Below are 19425 nucleotides of genomic sequence, written 5' to 3' on the forward strand. Positions count from 1 at the left end.
TATACGTTCTTTTATCTTATTTTAACATAGAGAATATGGATTAGGATTAATTTTGAACAAGATTGTTGAACAATCTTGTTCAAAGTATTTCCTTGTGATATATTATCCTACGTATTCAAATAGAACGGAGTGATAATATGAATAATACAGGGAAAGAAATCACATTGATTATTATAGGATCCCTGTTTTTTGCGCTTGGCGTAAACTGGTTTGCTATCCCAAACGAACTTGGGGAAGGCGGCGTTACAGGTATTTCAATGACCCTTTATTATTTATTAGGATGGTCACCGGGTATTACAAACTTCATTATGAACGGCGCACTCTTAGCGATCGGTTATAAAGTTCTAAATAAACGAGTGACATGGTATACCATGGTTGCCATCTTCTTTACCTCACTCTTTATTCATTTAACTGAAGGCATGGGCAAACCCGTCGACATTATGCTTGGGACTGTCTTTGCAGGTGTTTTCATCGGGATTGGGCTGGGGCTAGTGTTGCGTTCAGGGGGAACAACAGGGGGCTCAACCATTATTGCACGGATGCTAAACCAGCATTTTGGCTGGGGTGTTAGTACCTCTATGTTTGTTTTCGATATTCTTGTTGTTATTGGGTCATCGTTTGTTATCGGGATTGAAAATACGATGTACACGGGAATATCCATCTATATTAGCACTAAGATTCTTGATTACTTGATTGATGGTTTTGATACGAGAAAAGCGGTCACGATTATCTCTCAAAGCACGGTAGAAATCGCTGAAAAAGTAAGCGATGAAATGGATCGTGGAGTTACCATTATTAATGCAAGAGGTCATTACTCGAATGAAGCAAAAGATATTTTATATGTAGTAATTAATAAACAGGAACTGTTCCTTTTAAAGAAGATGATCCAACAAGTAGATGAAAAAGCGTTTGTCGTCGTTCACGATGTAAGAGATGTGTTTGGTGAAGGTTTTACATTTCCTAAAACATAAGTAGACCCTTATGGTGATAGTGTTGTTGCCTTGATGGCGTAAGTAAGTTAAAGGAGGTCGATTCCATCTGAATCGACCTTTTTCTAATTCATCATCTCCTATGTGATGTGCTTGTGCGAGCCGTCACAGTTTGGCGGCTTTTGAGATTGTCCACATGTGCAATCATTTAATCCCTTCCCATTGAGAATTTGCTGCACATATTTTTCAACCCTTGAGTCTCGAGTTTTGGATTGTTTGGGCTCAGAAAAATAACGAATATATCCTTTTTGCCGTCCCGGCGTCAATGCTTCAAAAGCCGTTTTCAAGTCTGGCATTTCATCGCATTTATTTTGAAATTCTTCAGGAACTTTTAACTCTGTTGTCTTCTTAACTTTCACTTCCAACCCTGATTTTTCAACTTCTACAGCTTCATTAATATAGGCTTTCAAGACGGTTTCCATCTTAACAATTTCTTGAACATTGGTGAACCGAATTTGGCGCGCTGCCTGTACATTTTCCGTTTGTTGGATCAGAATTCCATGCGTATCCTGCAACAAGGCACCTTTGTGAAACAGAAGTGCACAATATTCTTTAAATCCATGTATTAAAACGATGTTTTTTTTCTCGAACGTGTAACAAGGATGCATCCACTTAAATTCTTCGGTCAGCTCACAGTCAAGAACGATATGTCTCAGCTTTTCAAATTCTTCCCTCCACTTGTCAGCTTTGCTTAAAAATTCATCAACTTTAGGATTGATTGTTCTACTTGTCATCAAAGAACACCTCTCTTAAGTTTTAGATTAGTTTGATTTCTCCAATTCTTTCTGTCAGTTTATATATTCATCAGCCATGACTCATCTTCCTACCCACTCGGGCAAGCTTTCTTGAACTAAACTTTTTCGGTCATAGTGGCGAACTTCTTTCATAATCCTGATACGTATAATAAAAAAGAGCGTTCCTAAACATCTATGCTGCAAAGATGCTTAAGAAAAACTCCTTACTCTTGTACATATTTTCATTTAGCAGTCCATTCATAAAGAATATCTGGGAGATTTTCTTCATTTTCATGCCCTCTACCTATGATTTGAAATCCATGCTTTTCATAAAATCGTTGTGCTTTTTTATTTACTTCAAATGTGTATAGTGTTAATCTCCCAGATGATTGTTCTTTTGCCTTTTTAAGTAACCTTTCCCCCATACCTAGTCCTTGATAATCGTTATGAATATAGAGCTGGCTTATTTCCGAATCGTTATATGCTATTATCCCTATCACTTTTTCATCGAAAAGTGCTATATCAATGTGGAATTCTTTATGTAATATATGATTTAAAAAGTACACATGGTTTTCAAAACTATGAATCTCTTTTTGACCAATCGCCTCGTACTTGCTATCTCTCCACATTTTAACGGTTTGTTCAGCGTATTTTGGAACATAAGGAGCAATTATTATGTTATTTCGGTCCATTCGAGTACATCCTTCCGTTCTTTTTTTAGGAAGCTATCTATTTAAATATGCCTCACCTACAACAATTCTATAGTTTTTCACTTACTTTTAAGAAAAACAGTTCCTCAACAATTGCTCCACTACCGCTCTTCTCTTATACAGAGTCGCACACATTTCTTAAATAATTTTCGGGACTTTAACGTAATTTTATGTAAGTAACTTGACAGTACTAAGTTAAGTATATGTAAAAAATAGTGCACTCTACTTTGTAGTCTGTTTATTCAAAGTTCATTCTTACTAGTATCCTTTCTTAAGAACACCCCTTTAATAAACCCATTTTGAAAAACTTTCATTTGTGTTTTTCACTGTAAAGTCTGAGGATATTTCTCGAAGATAGTTAGATGCTTGTTCAAAGTTTTTGAAGGAAGGTATATTTTTTGCAATATCTTTTTCAGCGTAATCACACCCAACTAAAAATTCAAGAATTTTTCTAGTAATTTCTTTTTCATCCTCTTTTAAGTAAGCTTGATTCTTCTTATCGTTAAGCGTTAACTTGACAACACCTCGGCACATTACACTATCCATCACGAGAATAGACCTTTCACAATTCATCTGATTAAACTTTAAATACTCGCTTTCAAAGGACTTAAAATCATCATTAACATATATTGGTGAGTTGTTTTTATACATTTGGTATTTAGGGAGTACTTTAATTGCAATTTCATGCATAAGCACATTTGTGTTTGCTACTTGTTCAAAAAAAGCATTAAACTCTTCAAATCTCATATCAACTTTTTCATTAATATGAGGTTTTAACGATTGATGAATCTTAGGAATAAAAGGTTTAAGTTCATCCAGATAGTCCATTCCATCCTGACTCAAGGACCCTAGTATTCTTTCAGATCGCTGAGTACCCATAAACAGTTCATATATACGCAAACACTTCCAGCTTAAATCCTTGTCCTTTACTACCTCACCCTGTTCCTTTACAATGAGAAACCGCTTCAGGTTTTTACCAAGGATCGAGGGGAAGATTCCTACAAACTTATATATTTTGTCATCAAAAATCAGATCATTGCTCATGTGAACAGAGCCCAATAACCCTTTTAATGGTTTTGCTGCTTCTAAATAAACACCAGTTGCAGGTGTCATAATTGGTGCCATTGCCATGTTCATTACTCCTTAAGAATCTTTTATTGAAAGATTTACTAGACAGCCCATTTTTTAAATGATTTGTCTGTATTAACGATGGAAAAGTCTCCAGATATTCCTTTTAGATAACGAATAGAATGCTCAAAATTTTTATATGATGGAATTTTATAGGCTAAGTCTTTTTCTGCTTGATCACAGCCTCTTAAAAAATCCACTAAATTTTTCGCTACTTCTATTTGTTGTGAATTTAAGACCTTAAGATTTTCTTTTGTGGTTAATTCAAAACTAACCACACTTCTCGGCAATGCATATTCTAAAAGCCATATGGATCTCTGACAGTTCAGTTCAAAAAATTGAATATACTCTTTATGAAAATCCGAAAAATCATTTAAATAATCAAAAGGTTTTCCGTTTAAGTAAAGTTTGTATTGAGGAAGTATTTTTTTTGTATGATTATGCATAATTAAATCGGTTTTTATCATATAAGAAAAGAAGACCTTAAACTTTTCAAACTCAGCTAGTACAAAATTGTTTACCTTTCCTCTTAAAGTCTCAAAAAGGTCATCTATATGTGGTTCTAGCTCCTTTAAATAATCCATATCTGGCTGACTTAAATGGATCATTAATTTTTCAGATGAATAAACCACCACAAAAAACTCATAAACTCGCAAACACTTCCAGCTCATATCTTTATCTTTTACTACTTCACCCTGTTCACTCATAACGAGAAAGCGTTTTAGGTTTTTACCAAGAATCGTGGGAAAAATTCCTACAAATTTGTAAGTCTTATTATCAAAAATTATATCGTTGCTCATATACACAGAGCCCATTAATCCTTTAAATGGTTTTGCTGCTTCTAAATAAACACCAGTTGCAGGTGTCATAATTGGTGCCATTGCCATGTTCATTTCTCCTTAACTAGACGGCCCATTTTTTAAATGATTTGTCTGTATTGGTAATGGAAAAATCCCCTGATATTCCTTTTAAATAAATAATGGCTTGTTCAAAAAGGAGGGAACAGTATAAGCCAAGTTCTTTTCAGCTATGTCGCATCCATATAAAAACTGCACTACTTTATTTACTACCTCTTTCTGAGTTTGGTTTAAATGTGAAGTTTTATCTTTTGAAAGCAACATTCTCTTTACTACTCGACGTGATAATGCATATTCCAGAAGCCATATAGATCTTTGGCAATTCAATTCAAAAAACTTTCTAAATACATTTTTAAAACCAATAAAATCCGTTTGATAATTAATTGGTTTACCTTCACAATTACTTTGGTATAATGCCCTAATTTCTTTTGCGTAGTCATACATGGTAATATTAGAATCGGCATTATTCATAAAAAATCTTTTGAAACTATCCATATCCTCCTTTACTAAATCATTTACATGTTCTTTTAAAACATCAAATATCCCATTAATATGAGGCTCCATTTCTTTTAATAAAGCATCTCCGGTTCACCTAGTGCCTTTAATAATCCTTCAGAGGATTTGACCACAACAAAAAACTCGTAAACTTGCAAACACTTCCAACTTAAATCCTTATCTTTCACTACTTCACCCTGTTCATTCACAATCAGAAAGCGCTTTAGGTTTTTACCAATTACTGAAGAAAAAATACCAACAAACTTATATATATTTTCATCAAAAATTAGGTCGTTGCTCATGTAAACAGAACCTAATAACCCTTTTAATGGTTTTGCTGCTTCTAAATAAACACCAGTTGCAGGTGTCATGATTGGTGCAATCGCCATGTTTATTCTCCTTAAGAATCTTTTATTATAAGACTTGACTAGACGGCCCATTTATTAAATGACTTGTCTGTGTTAACGATGGAGAAATCTCCAGAAATTTCTTGAAGATAATGAATGGCTTGCTCAAAGTTTTTAAATGACGGAATGGTATAAAATAAGTCTTTTTCGGCTTCATCACATCCTCTTATAAAATTTACTAAATTTTTTGCTGCTTCACTTTGTTGTATATTTAAGAGTTTAAGATTTTGTTTTGTCGAAAATTCCGAAATAACCACACATCTAGGCAATGTATATTCTAAGAGCCAAATGGATCTTTGACAGTTCAGTTTAAAAAATTGTATGAACTCTTTATGAAAAACTGAGAAATTATCTAAATAATCAAATGATTGTCCATTTATGTAACTTTTGTATTGAGGGAGTATTTGTTTTGCGTACTCATGCATAATTAAATCGGTTTTTACCATATGAGAGAAAAAAACTTTAAACATTTCAAACTCAGCTTGTACCCGTTCATTTACCTTTTCACTTACAGCTTCAAAAAGACCATCGATATGTGGTGCCAATCCCTTTAAATAATCCATATCAGGTTCACTCAAGTGATTCAATAAACCTTGATAAGAGTGCACCACCACAAAAAACTCGTAAACTCGCAAACACTTCCAACTTAAATCCTTATCCTTCACTACTTCTCCGTACTCATTTACAACTAGGAATTTTTTTAAGCTTTTACCTAGTAAATAAGGAAAGATTCCTACCAATTTATAAATCTTTCCGTCAAAAATCATATCGTTGCTCATATACACAGAGCCCAATAATCCTTTAAATGGTTTTGCTGCTTCAAAATAAACACCAGTTGCAGGTGTCATGATTGGTGCCATTGTCATGTTTATTCTCCTTAAGAATCTTTTATTGAAAGATTTACTAGACGGCCCATTTTTTAAATGATTTGTCTGTATTAACGATGGAAAAGTCTCCAGAAATTTCTTTTAAATAGTGAATAGTATGTTCAAAATTTTTAAATGATGGGACTGTATAAGCTAAATTTAATGTTGCCTGTCTACAACCCCTTAAAAAATCTACTAAATATTTTGCCGTCTCCCTCTGCTGTTCATTTAAAACTTTAAGGTATTTACTTCTTGTGAATGTTGTGTTTACCACAGTTCTCGGCAATGCATATTCTAAGAGCCAAATGGATCTTTGACAGTTTAGTTCAAAAAATTGGATATACTTATTATGAAAAACGGAAAAATTATTTGAATAATCGAATGGTTGTCCATCTATGTAATTTTTGTATTGAGGAAGTAATTTTTTGGCGTACTCATGCATAATTAAATCGGTTTCAACCATATGGGAGAAAAAAACTTTAAACTTTTCAGACTCAGCTTGTATCTGATCATTTACCTTTTCTCTTACAGCTTCAAAAAGACCATCAATATGTGGTGCCAATCCCTTTAAATAATCCATATCAGGTTCACTCAAGTGAGTCAGTAGTCCTTCAGAAGAGTGCACCACCACAAAAAACTCGTAAACTCGTAAACACTTCCAGCTTAAATCCTTATCCTTCACTACTTCTCCGTGCTCATTTACAACTAGGAATTTTTTTAAGCTTTTACCTAGAAAAGCAGGAAAAATTCCTACCAATTTATAAATCTTTCCGTCAAAAAGTATATCGTTGCTCATATACACAGAGCCCAATAATCCTTTAAATGGTTTTGCTGCTTCTAAATAAACACCAGTTGCAGGTGTCATGATTGGTGCCATTGTCATGTTTATTCTCCTTAAGAATCTTTTATTGAAGATTTACTAGACAGCCCATTTATTAAATGATTTGTCAGTATTAACGATGGAGAAGTCTCCAGAAATTTCTGTGAGATAAAGAATGGCTTGCTCAAAGTTTTTAAATGAAGGCACTGTATAAACTAAGTCTTCTTCGGCTTTATCACATCCCCGTAGAAAATCAACTAAATTTTTTGCCGCCTCCATCTGCTGTGCATTCAAAAATTTAAGGTTTTCATTTCTTGTAAATATAGTGTTAACCACACTTCTCGGCAATGCATATTCCAAGAGCCAAATGGATCTTTGACAGTTTTGTTCAAAAAAATCAATATACTCTTTATGAAAAACTGAAAAATCATCGAAATAATTAAATGGTTTTCCGATCGTGTAACTTTTGTATTGAGGAAGTATTTTTTTTGCATATTCATGCATAATTAAATCGGTCTCTACGATATGGGTGAAAAAGACTTTAAACTTTTTAAATTCAGCTTGTACCCGTTCATTTACCTTTTCTCTTACAGCCTCAAAAAGACCGTCAATATGTGGTGCCAATCCTTTTAAATAATCCATTTCAGGTTCACTCAAGTGAGTCAGTAGTCCTTCAGAAGAGTGCACCACCACAAAAAACTCATAAACTCGCAAACACTTCCAGCTTAAATCCTTATCCTTCACTACTTCTCCGTGCTCATTTACTACAAGGAATTTCTTTAAACTTTTACCTAGTAAAGAATGAAAAATCCCTACAAATTTGTAAGTCTTATTATCAAAAATCAGATCGTTGCTCATATACACAGAGCCCAATAACCCTTTAAATGGTTTTGCTGCTTCTAAATAAACACCAGTTGCAGGTGTCATGATTGGTGCCATTGTCATATTCATTTCTCCTTAAAATAATAGTTACTCAAAACTTTTTTTCACGCTCTCCCTTTCAAAAATTCAACCATTTCTTTGAAATGTCGTTCTGATGATGTGTTAAGTATTTAGTTTTTTTTAGTTGTCATTTAATACTTCTTGGCAGCGCATATTTTAAAAGCCAAATAGAATACTAGTAATTCTTTTCAATAAACTCCAGAAAACTATTGGATATTTAATTACTTCTTTATTTAAAAAACCTTTATATGTAGTTCATAAATTGAGAATTAACCATACACTATTTCATCGTCTTATTCTGTTCATCTTGTACCTCACACCTTTTTTACCAAGTCAATGTCAATGTCCATAAGACTCGACTTCTATTAACCTAACCTTAATAATAAGAATACTTTGTCTTTTTAAAGTAATGCACCCTTTACTTGACTGATAATTTACTCCCCTTCGTTTAAACGGTACAACTAGAAAAAAGTTCCATATTATCATGACATAAATCTTAATAATAGGCTCGTATTTCATCTGAACATAACGTTCTAGGTAGATTGAACTTTTATAAAGATGGAGATATGACATTTGACTTTTATTACTCAATATGGAGAAACAATCAACACATTCCTCCAATCGATGATTGCTATGCCATGAACGTTACACCTGATAGTACAAACATTTATTATTACAGTGACTTCCCATTTGTAAAAATAATTGGTGAAAATAAATTTGAACTCTATGAGGATATTCCAATTGAAGGAAGTGAAGCTTTTGCTATCCGTGGGAACGATGTTTTATTTAGCCAGGATTACGATGCAAAACCTGAAGTATATTTATATTCTCTGCTGGATTAGAAGAAAGTTACTTTTAAAACAATAAAACTTGAAGGAAGTATTTTAAACTATAATTATTCTTTTGGTCGTGGAACAAAGCTATTTTAAATAAAAGAAACAGAGGTGTATATATTAGATATAAAAAATCTAATTACAAAATGAAGCTTATTTTAAAAAGAAATTTTTTAATTTGTTTTCGTGCTTTTACAAAACTCTTTTCTTCTAAAAAAAAGACACTTACCTTATTACAGATAAGCGTCCAATAATTAATTCTTGTTATAAATCGAAAGTTTAATTCTCAGAGTTATTTTATGAGAACATATTTAAACCTTGAATCTTGATATTAAAGCTTGAAGTTCTTCTGCTAAATTTGATAATGACGTTGAAGCATTTTGTATTTCCTCCATTGATGCGAGTTGTTGTTCTGTGGATGCAGCAATTTCTGTTGTGCTATCTGATGTGTGTTCTGTTCCAACAGCAATCTCAGTAATGGCCCCTTGAATGATTTCAAAACCAGTATTCACCTGTTGAGATGTAGAAGCGATCTCACGGATCCGAGAGTGAACATCATCAATTAAAAGTGCCATATTTAAAAACTCTGTGGCTGAAGCTTTGGATAGCTGTATTCCGGAATCTACATCCATTTTGACAGTTTGAATCGTATTTGCCGTTTCTTTTGTATCCAATTGAATCTTTTGTACTAACGTATTAATCTCATTAGCGGAATGACTAGATTTCTCCGCAAGAATTCTTACTTCTTGTGCGACAACAGCAAAGCCTTTACCATGTTCCCCTGCTCTAGCGGCCTCTATTGCAGCATTTAGAGCCAATAAATTGGTTTGATCTGATATTTCATTAATTAGTGTAGTAATGTCACTAATTTTCATCGTCTCATTTAATAAATTAATAAATCCCCGATCAGCAACTTCTACTGAATGATGAATAGAAGACATTTGCTCAACCACTTGTTTAACAGATTGCTCTCCATATTCAGCTTTATTCTTCATTGAAGTTGATATTTCAGCAACTCTGGAAGAATTTTCGGTAATATTCAATAGTGATACTAAAGAGTCTTTAACAGACTGAAGGCTAGTTGATGTCATCGTCGATTGTTGGCTTGCACTTGAAGCAATATGTTGCATTGAATTCGAGATTTGTTCTGAAGTCGCTTTTGACTCTTGTGCGCTCGCCGTAAATTCTTGTGATGAAGCTGCAACTTGTTCAGAAGAAGCACCTATTCTAGTGAGAATTTCTCTTAATGAACCAATAAATTTATTGAATGAAGTAGCGAGTTCACCAAATTCATCTTTATTATTTACTTTAATCGTTTTTGTTAAATCAGCATCTCCATCTGCAATATCTTTCATCTGAGCATTTATTAAACGAAGAGGCTTAAGAATAGAAAATAACATAAGAATTCCTAGGATTATACCTATTACCGATGAACAAACAGTAACTGCTATTATCGCTATTTGACTGAACTTGGCCTTTTGAGTAATGTCATTTTTTAAAGAGTTAACATCTTTATCTAACGAATCCACCATAGAAGAAACAGCTGGATCAAGTACCTCTTTCCTTAATTTACGTTCTTCCCCGAAATGAAGAGCTTTTGCTTCTTCAGAGCCTTTACTGTTAAGAGAGATTACGTCTTGATTAATTTTCCAGAAAGATGAAAAACTTTCTTCAATTGCGTTAATTTGTGTCTTCTCTTTATTTGAAGGATTTAAAGCATAAATTAATTGGAAGGACTGTTGTATATCTTCGGCCTTCTCTTTCATTCCTTCAGCATAATCCATATCTCCAGTAATAAGTAAAGCTCGCTCGTCATTGGATAAACCGGCAAAACGATACTGAATATGTTTAATTAATTTCTGCATTTCCATTTTATCTTTGAGGATAGAATTTTGATTTGTTAGCGTTGAAAGGACGAGCATCGCATATATCCCAACTGCACTTATAGATAAAACCAATAAACTTATGATGATTGAAAACTTCCACTTAATTTTCATAAAACTCATCCTCTTATTTTATTTTAAAACCTGTATTAATGTATATATCGCCACCTTATATGAAAAAGTTAAAATGTAATATTTACCAAATAATAGTTTTGAGTAAAGAGAAAGCTATCTTATTTTTTTCACCCATTTGTTTAGTAAGACGGAGTATTGATTTTTATGAGTAAAATAAAATAAGAAGTCTCATTTTTCTTCATGAGGTATTTTAAGCAAAAGTTGCACAATAAAAGTTGATAGTACGCTTTCTGAATTGTTTATACTAATCCATAAATATCCTTTTTCCCTTAGATTCAATATCGTGAAAGTTCTCGTATAATAAGTTTGCTTGATAGGATAGTTGTTTCTGAAAATCATTTTTCGTTTTAATTTTTACTTGATTTTTTATGTTTGTACCAACAATCTCTTCTATATGTATACGTATCTTTTCACCCTCATTAGATACATAATAACCTTTAATTAATTTTCCATTGTTAACCTTCACTAGTAGTACTAAAATATCAAAATCTCTTAAATCTAATTCTATTTCAATTCCTATGTCACGTTTTAAATAAGTAAGTCTTGTAATCCAAATATCTTTTTTAATAATTGGAGTAGCAAAACCTTTTTCCTCTTCAAGAAATAAGAATTGTCCTAGTGCAGTTCGAATTATATTTTCCATTCTAAACACCTCTACTCCAGCAAGCATTTTTTTCTCTTTGAAAACTCAGTGTTTCACAAATGCATCCAATCGTAGAAGAAATCGTCTAAATTCTTCACTCACAATCAATAATTCTTTCGAAATCATAAATAGCTTTTACTTATTTTATTGTGTAAATAATCTTTTACCATATAGTAAGCACTTACGGTAAATAACTGTGTAATCTTTTGTTGTTTGATCATACCTTCTATTTGATCAAAATTGATTAATTTTACCATTACGTCTTCACCCACATCTAATTCTTGGTCGAAGACTTGATACGCATCAAGTATTAAGTAGCTAACAACCTTATTATCTTGAGTCGCTGGATTTACCATAAACTCCCCTAGTAGGATGGGTTTTGTCTTGGATGTAAAGCCCGTTTCTTCCCTAACTTCTCTCAGAATACCTTCTTCGTAGGACTCATTTACTTCAATTTTACCTGCTGGAATTTCTAAATAAATATCTTGACCGGGATGCCGATACTGTTCAACAAGTACGATTTGATTTTCTTTCGTAATTACTACCGCATTAACCCAGTCTGTATATTCGTTCACATAATAAGTGTCTAATATCCCACCACTAGGAAGCTTGCAACAATCTTTTCTTAGATTTCCGAATGGCGTTTTATATAAATATTCCGAACGAATGATTTTCCATTTTTTCATAGTTATTCTCCTTTTACCTCTAGCTAAAATAACAATTCAACAGAATGGTTAATTTCCCTTTCTAAACCAAACAGTTCCTAGATCATCTGGCTCATTTCATAAAAAAGAGCGCATTTCTTATTACAGAAATGCACCCAATCGGTTACTAGCTATCTCTTTATGGCATCTATAATTAATGAAGGAAAACAAAGCTTATCCCCTTGATTTCGCGGGTCATATTTTTTGGAACGAAAAATAACGCCATCTGCTCCATCCCATTCATTGGAATGGAAATTTCCCTCTTCATCACAGTATTCAAGTAAGTTAACCTCAAATCCAGCACTTTCAAACATACTCGTTATCGTTTTATAATTATGGACTATTTTATGACTAGCTGCTGGGTGGTCCTTAGGTCCGGGGCCTCCAATTTTAACCACATTTTGATATGTCTCATCCTGAAAAAATGCATCAGGAACAGCACAACGTACATAACCAGATGGTTTTAGAAATTTTCTACAAATCTTTGCCGCTTCTAACCCTTCTTCATATGTAAGATGCTCCCAAATGTGTTCAGCCAAAATTGCTGAAATGGAATTAAATTCGAACCTATCAATCCATGTGTCTAGCTTAAGCAGGTTAATCTCATGTTCCTGTGTATGTATCCAACCTGGATTATTATTATATTCCCCTGCTCCAATTACCAGCTTTGTTTCTTTTTGCTTAATTGCCATTTTGTTTCACCTCATATTTAATTCTTAAGTCAAACCCTTCATTTCGATTACCTGTTGCACCTGGTTGATTAAAACTACAAGCTTAGGAAAGTGTTAAGTCTCTATTTTAAATTACAAAAAAACTGAGCAATTTCTTTAACACGATCAAGAGTAATACCTTGTCTTTGTTCTTTTGAAAGTGGGTGATCTGTAGGTTCAAGCTCAATAAACGGACTTAAATCTGTGGAACGGGTATGTACATAGGTTTTTAAATTTAAAGTATCAGGATACAAAGGAAGATCTGTAGATAACCATCCAAACATAGTATCTAATTTTTCTCTATCAGGATCCTCCCAATGCTCTAAAGTAAGTTCAAAATTCTCTTCACTAAGTGAAACCCAAACACCCCAAACAAATGGTTCATTTGAGCCTATGACAGGTATCTCCATACAACCTCGTATAAAGAAGTGTTCCCCATCCATTACACATAGATCATCGTTTATTTCGAAACGTTTTTTCCGTTCTCTTCTTGTAGCTTCTTCATAATAAATAGGTGCAGGGCTTGCATAGTTAAAATGGAGTTCGTTATGGTATTTTCCGCAGCAACTGCATAAGTATCCTTTTATAGCATCTGTCATCTTGTTTCCTCCTAGCTAAAAAACTGCACAAAAAATTTAACTATAGTTACTTACATTGGCCAATATTGCTTTTACTCATTATTAAACAATATCATCATCTATTAGTGATGTTTTTTTTTAAAAAACAAACATTGTACTATATAAAACACTAATAAAAGCCACCAATATTTGAGTGAATAAAAAGGTGTAAGGATCGAAATATATACCATTTGTATATTGATTAAACCAACCAAAGCGATAAATTCTGGAGTCAGGATTGTGTGGATTACCTCCTAAAGCAATGACAAGTTCATTGGCATAATTGATATAATATTAACCTATATATTTAACTTGTTTTTTATTTCATTAATTTCAGCCCTTAACGCCTTAACTTCTTTTGAATGATCTATCCCACTACTAACTGCATATTGAATTATGATAAAAAAAAGTACAAAACCAGCCAAAACTACTGTTATTTCCATAATATCACTCCTAAAATTACTTGCTTCCTATTAAAAACTAGATTGATTGAACTCATTTTTCACCTTTCATCCGATTTCCTTTCGACTTCCTTTATTTCAATAAAAAAGAGCACTTCTCCTTCTTGAAGAAATGCGCCTATTCCTTAATAACTTAACCTATTACTTTTCGTTGCTACCTTAGAAACAGTAAAGGGATTCGTTTCATATGTTAGATCTTTGTCTGCTTCCATTTCTTCTTTTGACAGAATCATTACCCCCACCACATAGCCAATACAAATAAAGACCAACCCGAAGTTAGCATTCCAAGTGTAAGAGTAATAACGATTTGAATATTGAATATAACTTCTTCAATCTTTCTTTTTTTGTAATAGATATACAATAGTACAGAAGTGGATAAGTATAAAAAAATGCTGATTAGAGTTAGAACTGTTAAATAGTAAACTGGTGACATTTTGAAACTATTCTCACTAAGAAAATAAGAAATCCCCTGACTGAACATACCCAACAGAGTCGCCAAAATTAAACATCCCCACAAAAAAACATTTATTCCATTCAAAATTTCATCACCTCACAGTGTAATATTACACTATGAGTATTCTGTTTCATTTTTTATTATCCTTTTTATTGGTATTATTTTGATTATTTAATTTACACATAAAAAAGCGTATCCGTTAAAAATTGGGACGCCATAATATTTGTTTCGGGAGTTTATCGCACCCTTTAGTTAACAAGAATTATCTCTTCTTTTTGAAAGGAACATTGTTGATAATTGGGTATACAAAGGAATTTGCAGGAGGTGCATTGAACGGTGCAGAGGCCACCATGCCATCTAGCGTTTCTTTACCCTTATCAGGGAAATGGGCGTTGCTTGTAGATATCGACGAAAAGTTATGTGATACGCTGGTGATAACTGTTAAACAAAAAGTAACAGAATGACTTCAAAACTGCCAGAATCAGTTACCTAATAAGAAAGTAACATTTCATAAAAAAACAGCACCCCAATTGTTATGTTTCTAACAAGTGGGGTCCATTCAAACATAGGTTTATTTTTGTATTACAACGAAAAATTTAACATGATGGTGGAACACTCTGTGGATGGTTAAATACATTTTCGGGATCATATTTTGCTTTTACTCTTCGAAGTCTTTCAAAGTTTGTTGCCCAATAGGCTGCTCCAAAATTATCAATATTCTCATCTGGAACGTTAACATATGAACCTTTTGTATAAGGTTTTAATAGCTGGCGCACTCTTTCGACTGATGCAAGACTGCTCGCTTCTTCTGATTTATTTACCCAGGTAGCATTCCATTCCGTGTAAAACAATGGACTTCGCCAATAGAAGGCTGTTTTGTTTTTCGGTACTCTGCTAATGGCACCGCCCCAATTTATAAAAAAGAAATTGGATTTTGTTCCTGTTGTTTCTTCTAAAAATTGTCTCATAATGGCAATAGGTTCTTCACGCCAAAGATGGTCTGCCCAAGACGAAGAAAATTTAAAATTCTCGTCTGCAAAAGGTGGTTCAGGAGGATCAAGGAAATCGATGCAATCTGGATAGAACATTGTTTCTATCACTACTTTTGATGGTGTCCCAGCACTTAATAACGGTTCTAATATTTGTGTCAGTTCAGATTTAGAACCTAAGAAAAGTCCAGTTGCATGACATAGTCCATTTACTTTGCTGAAAATTTCAAGGTAGCACCCTAAACGTTCGTCTACAAACGGCATCAAATCTTGCCATGCTTTAAATACCGTTTCTAACTGTTCCCATGGCCAGACAATATCAAAGACAGTTGCGGTTTGAGGGGCACGATGAACCTTAAATGTGTATTCTGTATTATATCCAAACGTACCGCCTCCTCCGCCTCTAGAAGCCCAAAATAAGTCCTCATTACAAGATGAATTGGCTTTGAGAATTCTTCCTTTTGCGTCTACCGTCTCTAATCCAAGGAGATTATCAGATATTAGACCGATTGACCGTGAGAGTACACCAAATCCACCGCCAGTTGTAATGCCTCCTATTCCAACAGTTGGACTATCTCCAAACACAGCCATAAAACCTTCACGAGCTAATCCTTTTACTAACGGCCCAACACGTATTCCTGGTTGAACAGTAGCAATTCCCTTCCTCCTGTCTAAGTGAACGTTTTTCATGTCACTTGTATCAATAACGAGTCCACCCTTAACAACAGAAAGGTTCTTATCGAGAGCATGACGGCCACTTCTTACCCTTAGCGGTACGCAGTTCTCACGTGCCCATTTAATAGCATTACTTACATCACATGCATTTTGTGCAAATACGAAGACAAGAGGATAGGTATTCACATACGGGTTCCAGTTCTTAATAGCTTCATTATAACCGGGGTCTCCTTTAAAGATAACTCTACCTGTTAGCTGTGTTGATCCCATGTATTCAACTCCCCAAAACTTTTGTAGATGATTTACTGTATGAATGAAGAGTTAATACTGTTCAGAAAAACTTTGTAAAACAAGAACCTTATCAGTTCTAAAGGTATTGTTCCATTAAGAATGTACTCACAAAAAAGAGCACATTTCTTATTACAGAAATGCACCCTTTAATGACTTAAGTTTCCTTTTTCAAAAGTTCGCTTAGCCCATTAATTAACTTATACGTCATTTCTTCTGAGACAGTATAGATTGTATTTGTATCATCTGTTTTCATCAGGGTGCTTTTTTGTCCTTTTTCACCAGTCCATAAATGAAAACTTTGCTTAGGATCATTCGTGTAGGTGACATCCAAATAAAACTCAGGATTAGCCATGTTCACTATACCTTCTTCTCTTACAGCACTTAAAAATATGCTTTTAAATGTTTCAAGAGTTTCGCTTTCTTCAAAAACAGTTGAGTTGACTCCTTTTGACTTCGAGATACTAATCTTTGCAATTTTAGTTTCTACTTTCAAATCATTATCTTGTGATTGTAATTCCGTTTTTGTTGTTCCAGCATCTATAGTAGTGTTATCTTCAGATTGGCAACCAAAAAGAATAGCAGACAATAATGTTAAAAATAAAAGCAGGGTAAATTTCCTCATTGATTATAACCTCCAATCGTCTTTTCTCAAATATTCAAATTAGACGAAGAAAACACTCTTAGAGTTTCACGCTTTTCCTCAGAAGATTATTAGCCATCAGCTTTAATCCAAAACTAAAATCTTTCTTTAAAAAACTATATAAATCCGTTTGTAAGTTGAGATAATCCCGCTAAATACACCAACTGTAGAATTTAAATAGTTAGTTGGTCTCTAGCTTCCATACTAAGTCTTCAGGTTTGTCCTTTTCAAAGAATGTTAAACGGTAAACCTTTTTGTAATCTTTATCCGAGAACTCTACTTTATGATTAAATTTCCATTTAAGAATCCATATTCACTGAAAAGATCTTGTTCATCCGTGTTTTCCACAGTGAAGAGCTTTTCTTTATTAACAATTGCGCCGTTTCTCTTTTTTATCTCCAAGTATACATCGATACTACTTATCTCATGATGACACATGATATTACAAACATACTTCTTGTTGGGGCTACTCTTCTTTAGCAGCGAATAAATAGTTTCATATTCTGCTTGTTTTATTGTGTTATAAATTTCTTCTAAAACAGATAAATCCCAGTTGAATTCTTGTGCAGCTTTCTTCATCCCTTCATGAACGATTTCGAGCGTGCCCTCCTTCTTTTCCCTATTAGAAGTCAAAGCCAAAATCGCTTCAACATCAGTCTCCACATAAACAGGAAAATAATTAAAGTTAATATGTGCAAACGGATCGATTTGCTTTGTCTGTTCATGACGGTCTATACAATAAATTTGAATTCCTTTATCTTCTTTTGTATGTAATTTGGGCAAAAGACTACTATAGAAAAACGTAATATTTCTCGTGACATGAAAGAACGTCCAGTTGAGATATTTACTCTTTGGGACGTATAGCTGAATATCTTTGATGATAGGCATAAATTAATCTCCTTATGTCCTTTGATATAAACGGCGATCCAATTTCTTCCCCTGCTTCTGATTACAAATGTACTTCATCTAATCTATATTGGATTTTCCTCATATTTGTTGGCTATCTTTGAATGATTAGTGACTTTCATATTCTATATACATCCGTTTTCAGATTTCATTACAAGTGGTTCTTTTTGCAAAAATAAAAAAATTAAAAGTAACTTAATAAATAATTCCATTCAAAAAGATGCATTCCTTGTTATGGAAACGCATCCGATTGCTGAAAATATATAAAGAACTACAAATTAAAACGCAATATGGCATTTTGAACACATCTGCCCCCCATTTTTTGCCCGAACGGACTTATGACTACACTTTGGGCAAATTACGAAGTTGGTGTTATCGTTATATAACTGGCTTCGATTAAATAAGTATTTATCTCCGAGTCGAATGGAACGAATGAAATTTAATAAACAGATAGAGCCAACTACTCCTACAATCAGTAATAGGATGACTACGAACATGAATCCACACCCCTTAGTCACATTGATTATCTATATTTTACCATATAATTCAAAACAATCTTTATTAACAAATATTGATATTCCACAATCCTGCTAAGTTTGTTCAATAAGTTCAATAAAAAAGCGATAATCCTTCTTGGATTATCGCACCCCTTTTCTGAAATAACACATAAGCTTCCATTAGCTGTTTTTTTTACTGTTCAAATTCAAACGAATAATGCCATTAATATTAAATCTTGATAGCCGCCTTCCAGTTTTACACCTTTTGCTTTTCTACCCTCTTCAAAAAAACCTAGATTTTTATATAACTGGATAGCACCTAAATTATCTTCCATTACCTCAAGGCAAACTTTTTCTATCTTACTGTTATTTTTAGCCCAATTGATTAACGTTTCTAAAAGAGCTCTTCCAATACCATAATTTCGATATTCAGGTAGGATGGTCATTGCAAAAGCCCCTTGATGACTAATCTTTTCATTGTTTCCGTTCTTAAAATCTATTTTACCAACTAACTTGCCATCAACTTCAGCAATAAACTGTACATAATTTGGATTTTCATGATAAGCTTTTAACGTTTTTTGCATAGCAACAACACTCATCTTTTTTATATCCTCAACTGTACTTAGCATATATGGGGCATTTGTTAAAGCTTCTGAAGCCGAATTTAGCATTCTTTCTGCATCCTGCTCTATAGCTTCTCTAATAGTTACTGTTTTTCCATTCTTAGATTTAAAATAAAATACATTAGTTGATAAAATGCTACACACACCCTTTCAAAAAATATTTAATCTGATTTACTTTACTGCAATTCTATTGAATAAATTCTTGTCCTCAAGCCCATGTAACAGCCCTTTTTAAGATTCGAGTTCTAATGGAAAGTTCCTTCTCTTGTTTTCATAAAGAAGGGTGCATTCCTTTTACAGAAATGCACCCAAATGTTGAGCAGAGAAATACTTATTTTGTATCATTTTATTCCATTAAATATGGTCACCCATTTGTAAATGGATGACCAAAATGACATTACTTTAATAAGTTATCT

The 19425-nt window shown here is 33.4% G+C and carries 22 protein-coding genes; 3 read left to right on the top strand and 19 right to left on the bottom strand.

Translation table 11 applies throughout. From position 1 onward, the window contains the following. Nucleotides 1–137: 137 nt before the first annotated feature. On the top strand, nucleotides 138–971 hold the full coding sequence (locus KUV80_RS09750) for a YitT family protein (protein ID WP_222462524.1): 834 nt from the start codon (nucleotides 138–140) through the stop codon (nucleotides 969–971). Nucleotides 972–1069: 98 nt separating this feature from the next. Here the strand turns inward: KUV80_RS09750 and KUV80_RS09755 are convergent, their stop codons facing one another. From KUV80_RS09755 to KUV80_RS09795, 9 genes are all read right to left on the bottom strand, one after another. Next, nucleotides 1070–1723 carry a DUF1801 domain-containing protein gene (locus KUV80_RS09755; RefSeq protein ID WP_222462525.1) on the bottom strand — a complete coding sequence of 218 codons (654 nt, stop codon included), beginning with the start codon at nucleotides 1721–1723 and terminating at the stop codon, nucleotides 1070–1072. A 242-nt stretch (nucleotides 1724–1965) separates the two neighbouring features. Then, entirely contained in the window at nucleotides 1966–2415 is a 450-nt protein-coding gene (locus KUV80_RS09760) for a GNAT family N-acetyltransferase (RefSeq protein ID WP_222462526.1), read from the bottom strand. 303 nt (nucleotides 2416–2718) lie between these two features. Further along, entirely contained in the window at nucleotides 2719–3564 is an 846-nt protein-coding gene (locus tag KUV80_RS09765) for a hypothetical protein (protein ID WP_222462527.1), read from the bottom strand. A gap of 38 nt (nucleotides 3565–3602) precedes the next feature. Next, nucleotides 3603–4448: a hypothetical protein gene (locus KUV80_RS09770; protein ID WP_222462528.1), complete on the bottom strand. Its 846-nt coding sequence runs from the start codon at nucleotides 4446–4448 to the stop codon at nucleotides 3603–3605. An 81-nt stretch (nucleotides 4449–4529) separates the two neighbouring features. Beyond that, entirely contained in the window at nucleotides 4530–4982 is a 453-nt protein-coding gene (locus KUV80_RS09775; RefSeq protein WP_222462529.1) for a hypothetical protein, read from the bottom strand. A gap of 5 nt (nucleotides 4983–4987) precedes the next feature. Continuing rightward, nucleotides 4988–5302 (bottom strand): hypothetical protein, encoded by a 315-nt coding sequence (locus tag KUV80_RS09780; RefSeq protein WP_222462530.1) that lies wholly within the window; start codon nucleotides 5300–5302, stop codon nucleotides 4988–4990. Between the two features lie 38 nt (nucleotides 5303–5340). After that, nucleotides 5341–6186 carry a hypothetical protein gene (locus KUV80_RS09785; RefSeq protein ID WP_222462531.1) on the bottom strand — a complete coding sequence of 282 codons (846 nt, stop codon included), beginning with the start codon at nucleotides 6184–6186 and terminating at the stop codon, nucleotides 5341–5343. Nucleotides 6187–6223: 37 nt separating this feature from the next. Next, complete coding sequence (locus KUV80_RS09790) at nucleotides 6224–7069, bottom strand: hypothetical protein (RefSeq protein WP_222462532.1); 846 nt, start codon at nucleotides 7067–7069, stop codon at nucleotides 6224–6226. A gap of 36 nt (nucleotides 7070–7105) precedes the next feature. Next, nucleotides 7106–7951, bottom strand: coding sequence for a hypothetical protein (locus KUV80_RS09795; protein ID WP_222462533.1), 846 nt, complete (start codon nucleotides 7949–7951; stop codon nucleotides 7106–7108). Nucleotides 7952–8514: 563 nt separating this feature from the next. Here KUV80_RS09795 and KUV80_RS09800 point away from each other — a divergent pair. Continuing rightward, nucleotides 8515–8790 (top strand): hypothetical protein, encoded by a 276-nt coding sequence (locus KUV80_RS09800; RefSeq protein WP_222462534.1) that lies wholly within the window; start codon nucleotides 8515–8517, stop codon nucleotides 8788–8790. Nucleotides 8791–9092: 302 nt separating this feature from the next. Here KUV80_RS09800 and KUV80_RS09805 read toward each other — a convergent pair whose 3' ends face one another. The 6 genes from KUV80_RS09805 to KUV80_RS09830 all read right to left on the bottom strand — a co-directional run bounded on the left by KUV80_RS09805 (nucleotide 9093) and on the right by KUV80_RS09830 (nucleotide 13916). Beyond that, the gene (locus KUV80_RS09805) at nucleotides 9093–10778 is read right to left on the bottom strand and encodes a methyl-accepting chemotaxis protein (protein WP_222462535.1); all 1686 of its coding nucleotides are present in this window, start codon (nucleotides 10776–10778) and stop codon (nucleotides 9093–9095) included. A 265-nt stretch (nucleotides 10779–11043) separates the two neighbouring features. After that, nucleotides 11044–11469, bottom strand: coding sequence for a hypothetical protein (locus tag KUV80_RS09810; protein WP_222462536.1), 426 nt, complete (start codon nucleotides 11467–11469; stop codon nucleotides 11044–11046). 95 nt (nucleotides 11470–11564) lie between these two features. Further along, entirely contained in the window at nucleotides 11565–12128 is a 564-nt protein-coding gene (locus KUV80_RS09815; RefSeq protein WP_222462537.1) for an NUDIX hydrolase, read from the bottom strand. 149 nt (nucleotides 12129–12277) lie between these two features. Then, nucleotides 12278–12838: a class I SAM-dependent methyltransferase gene (locus KUV80_RS09820; RefSeq protein WP_222462538.1), complete on the bottom strand. Its 561-nt coding sequence runs from the start codon at nucleotides 12836–12838 to the stop codon at nucleotides 12278–12280. 101 nt (nucleotides 12839–12939) lie between these two features. Further along, nucleotides 12940–13455 (bottom strand): DUF2199 domain-containing protein, encoded by a 516-nt coding sequence (locus tag KUV80_RS09825; protein ID WP_222462539.1) that lies wholly within the window; start codon nucleotides 13453–13455, stop codon nucleotides 12940–12942. Nucleotides 13456–13772: 317 nt separating this feature from the next. Then, entirely contained in the window at nucleotides 13773–13916 is a 144-nt protein-coding gene (locus KUV80_RS09830; RefSeq protein ID WP_222462540.1) for a hypothetical protein, read from the bottom strand. Nucleotides 13917–14678: 762 nt separating this feature from the next. On the opposite strand from KUV80_RS09830, the gene KUV80_RS09835 reads away from it, so the two are divergent. Continuing rightward, nucleotides 14679–14852 carry a hypothetical protein gene (locus tag KUV80_RS09835; protein WP_222462541.1) on the top strand — a complete coding sequence of 58 codons (174 nt, stop codon included), beginning with the start codon at nucleotides 14679–14681 and terminating at the stop codon, nucleotides 14850–14852. Nucleotides 14853–14984: 132 nt separating this feature from the next. Here KUV80_RS09835 and KUV80_RS09840 read toward each other — a convergent pair whose 3' ends face one another. From KUV80_RS09840 to KUV80_RS09855, 4 genes are all read right to left on the bottom strand, one after another. Then, on the bottom strand, nucleotides 14985–16322 hold the full coding sequence (locus KUV80_RS09840; protein WP_222462542.1) for an FAD-binding oxidoreductase: 1338 nt from the start codon (nucleotides 16320–16322) through the stop codon (nucleotides 14985–14987). Between the two features lie 175 nt (nucleotides 16323–16497). Further along, nucleotides 16498–16965, bottom strand: coding sequence for a hypothetical protein (locus tag KUV80_RS09845; RefSeq protein WP_222462543.1), 468 nt, complete (start codon nucleotides 16963–16965; stop codon nucleotides 16498–16500). 294 nt (nucleotides 16966–17259) lie between these two features. Next, on the bottom strand, nucleotides 17260–17871 hold the full coding sequence (locus tag KUV80_RS09850; protein WP_222462544.1) for a hypothetical protein: 612 nt from the start codon (nucleotides 17869–17871) through the stop codon (nucleotides 17260–17262). Between the two features lie 721 nt (nucleotides 17872–18592). Then, a complete protein-coding gene (locus KUV80_RS09855) occupies nucleotides 18593–19153 on the bottom strand; it encodes a GNAT family N-acetyltransferase (protein WP_222462545.1) in 561 nt (186 codons plus the stop codon). Nucleotides 19154–19425: the final 272 nt, after the last annotated feature.

Origin of the sequence: Fictibacillus nanhaiensis, assembly GCF_019801215.1 — a bacterium.
Classification (GTDB): Bacteria; Bacillota; Bacilli; order Bacillales; family Fictibacillaceae; genus Fictibacillus; species Fictibacillus nanhaiensis_C.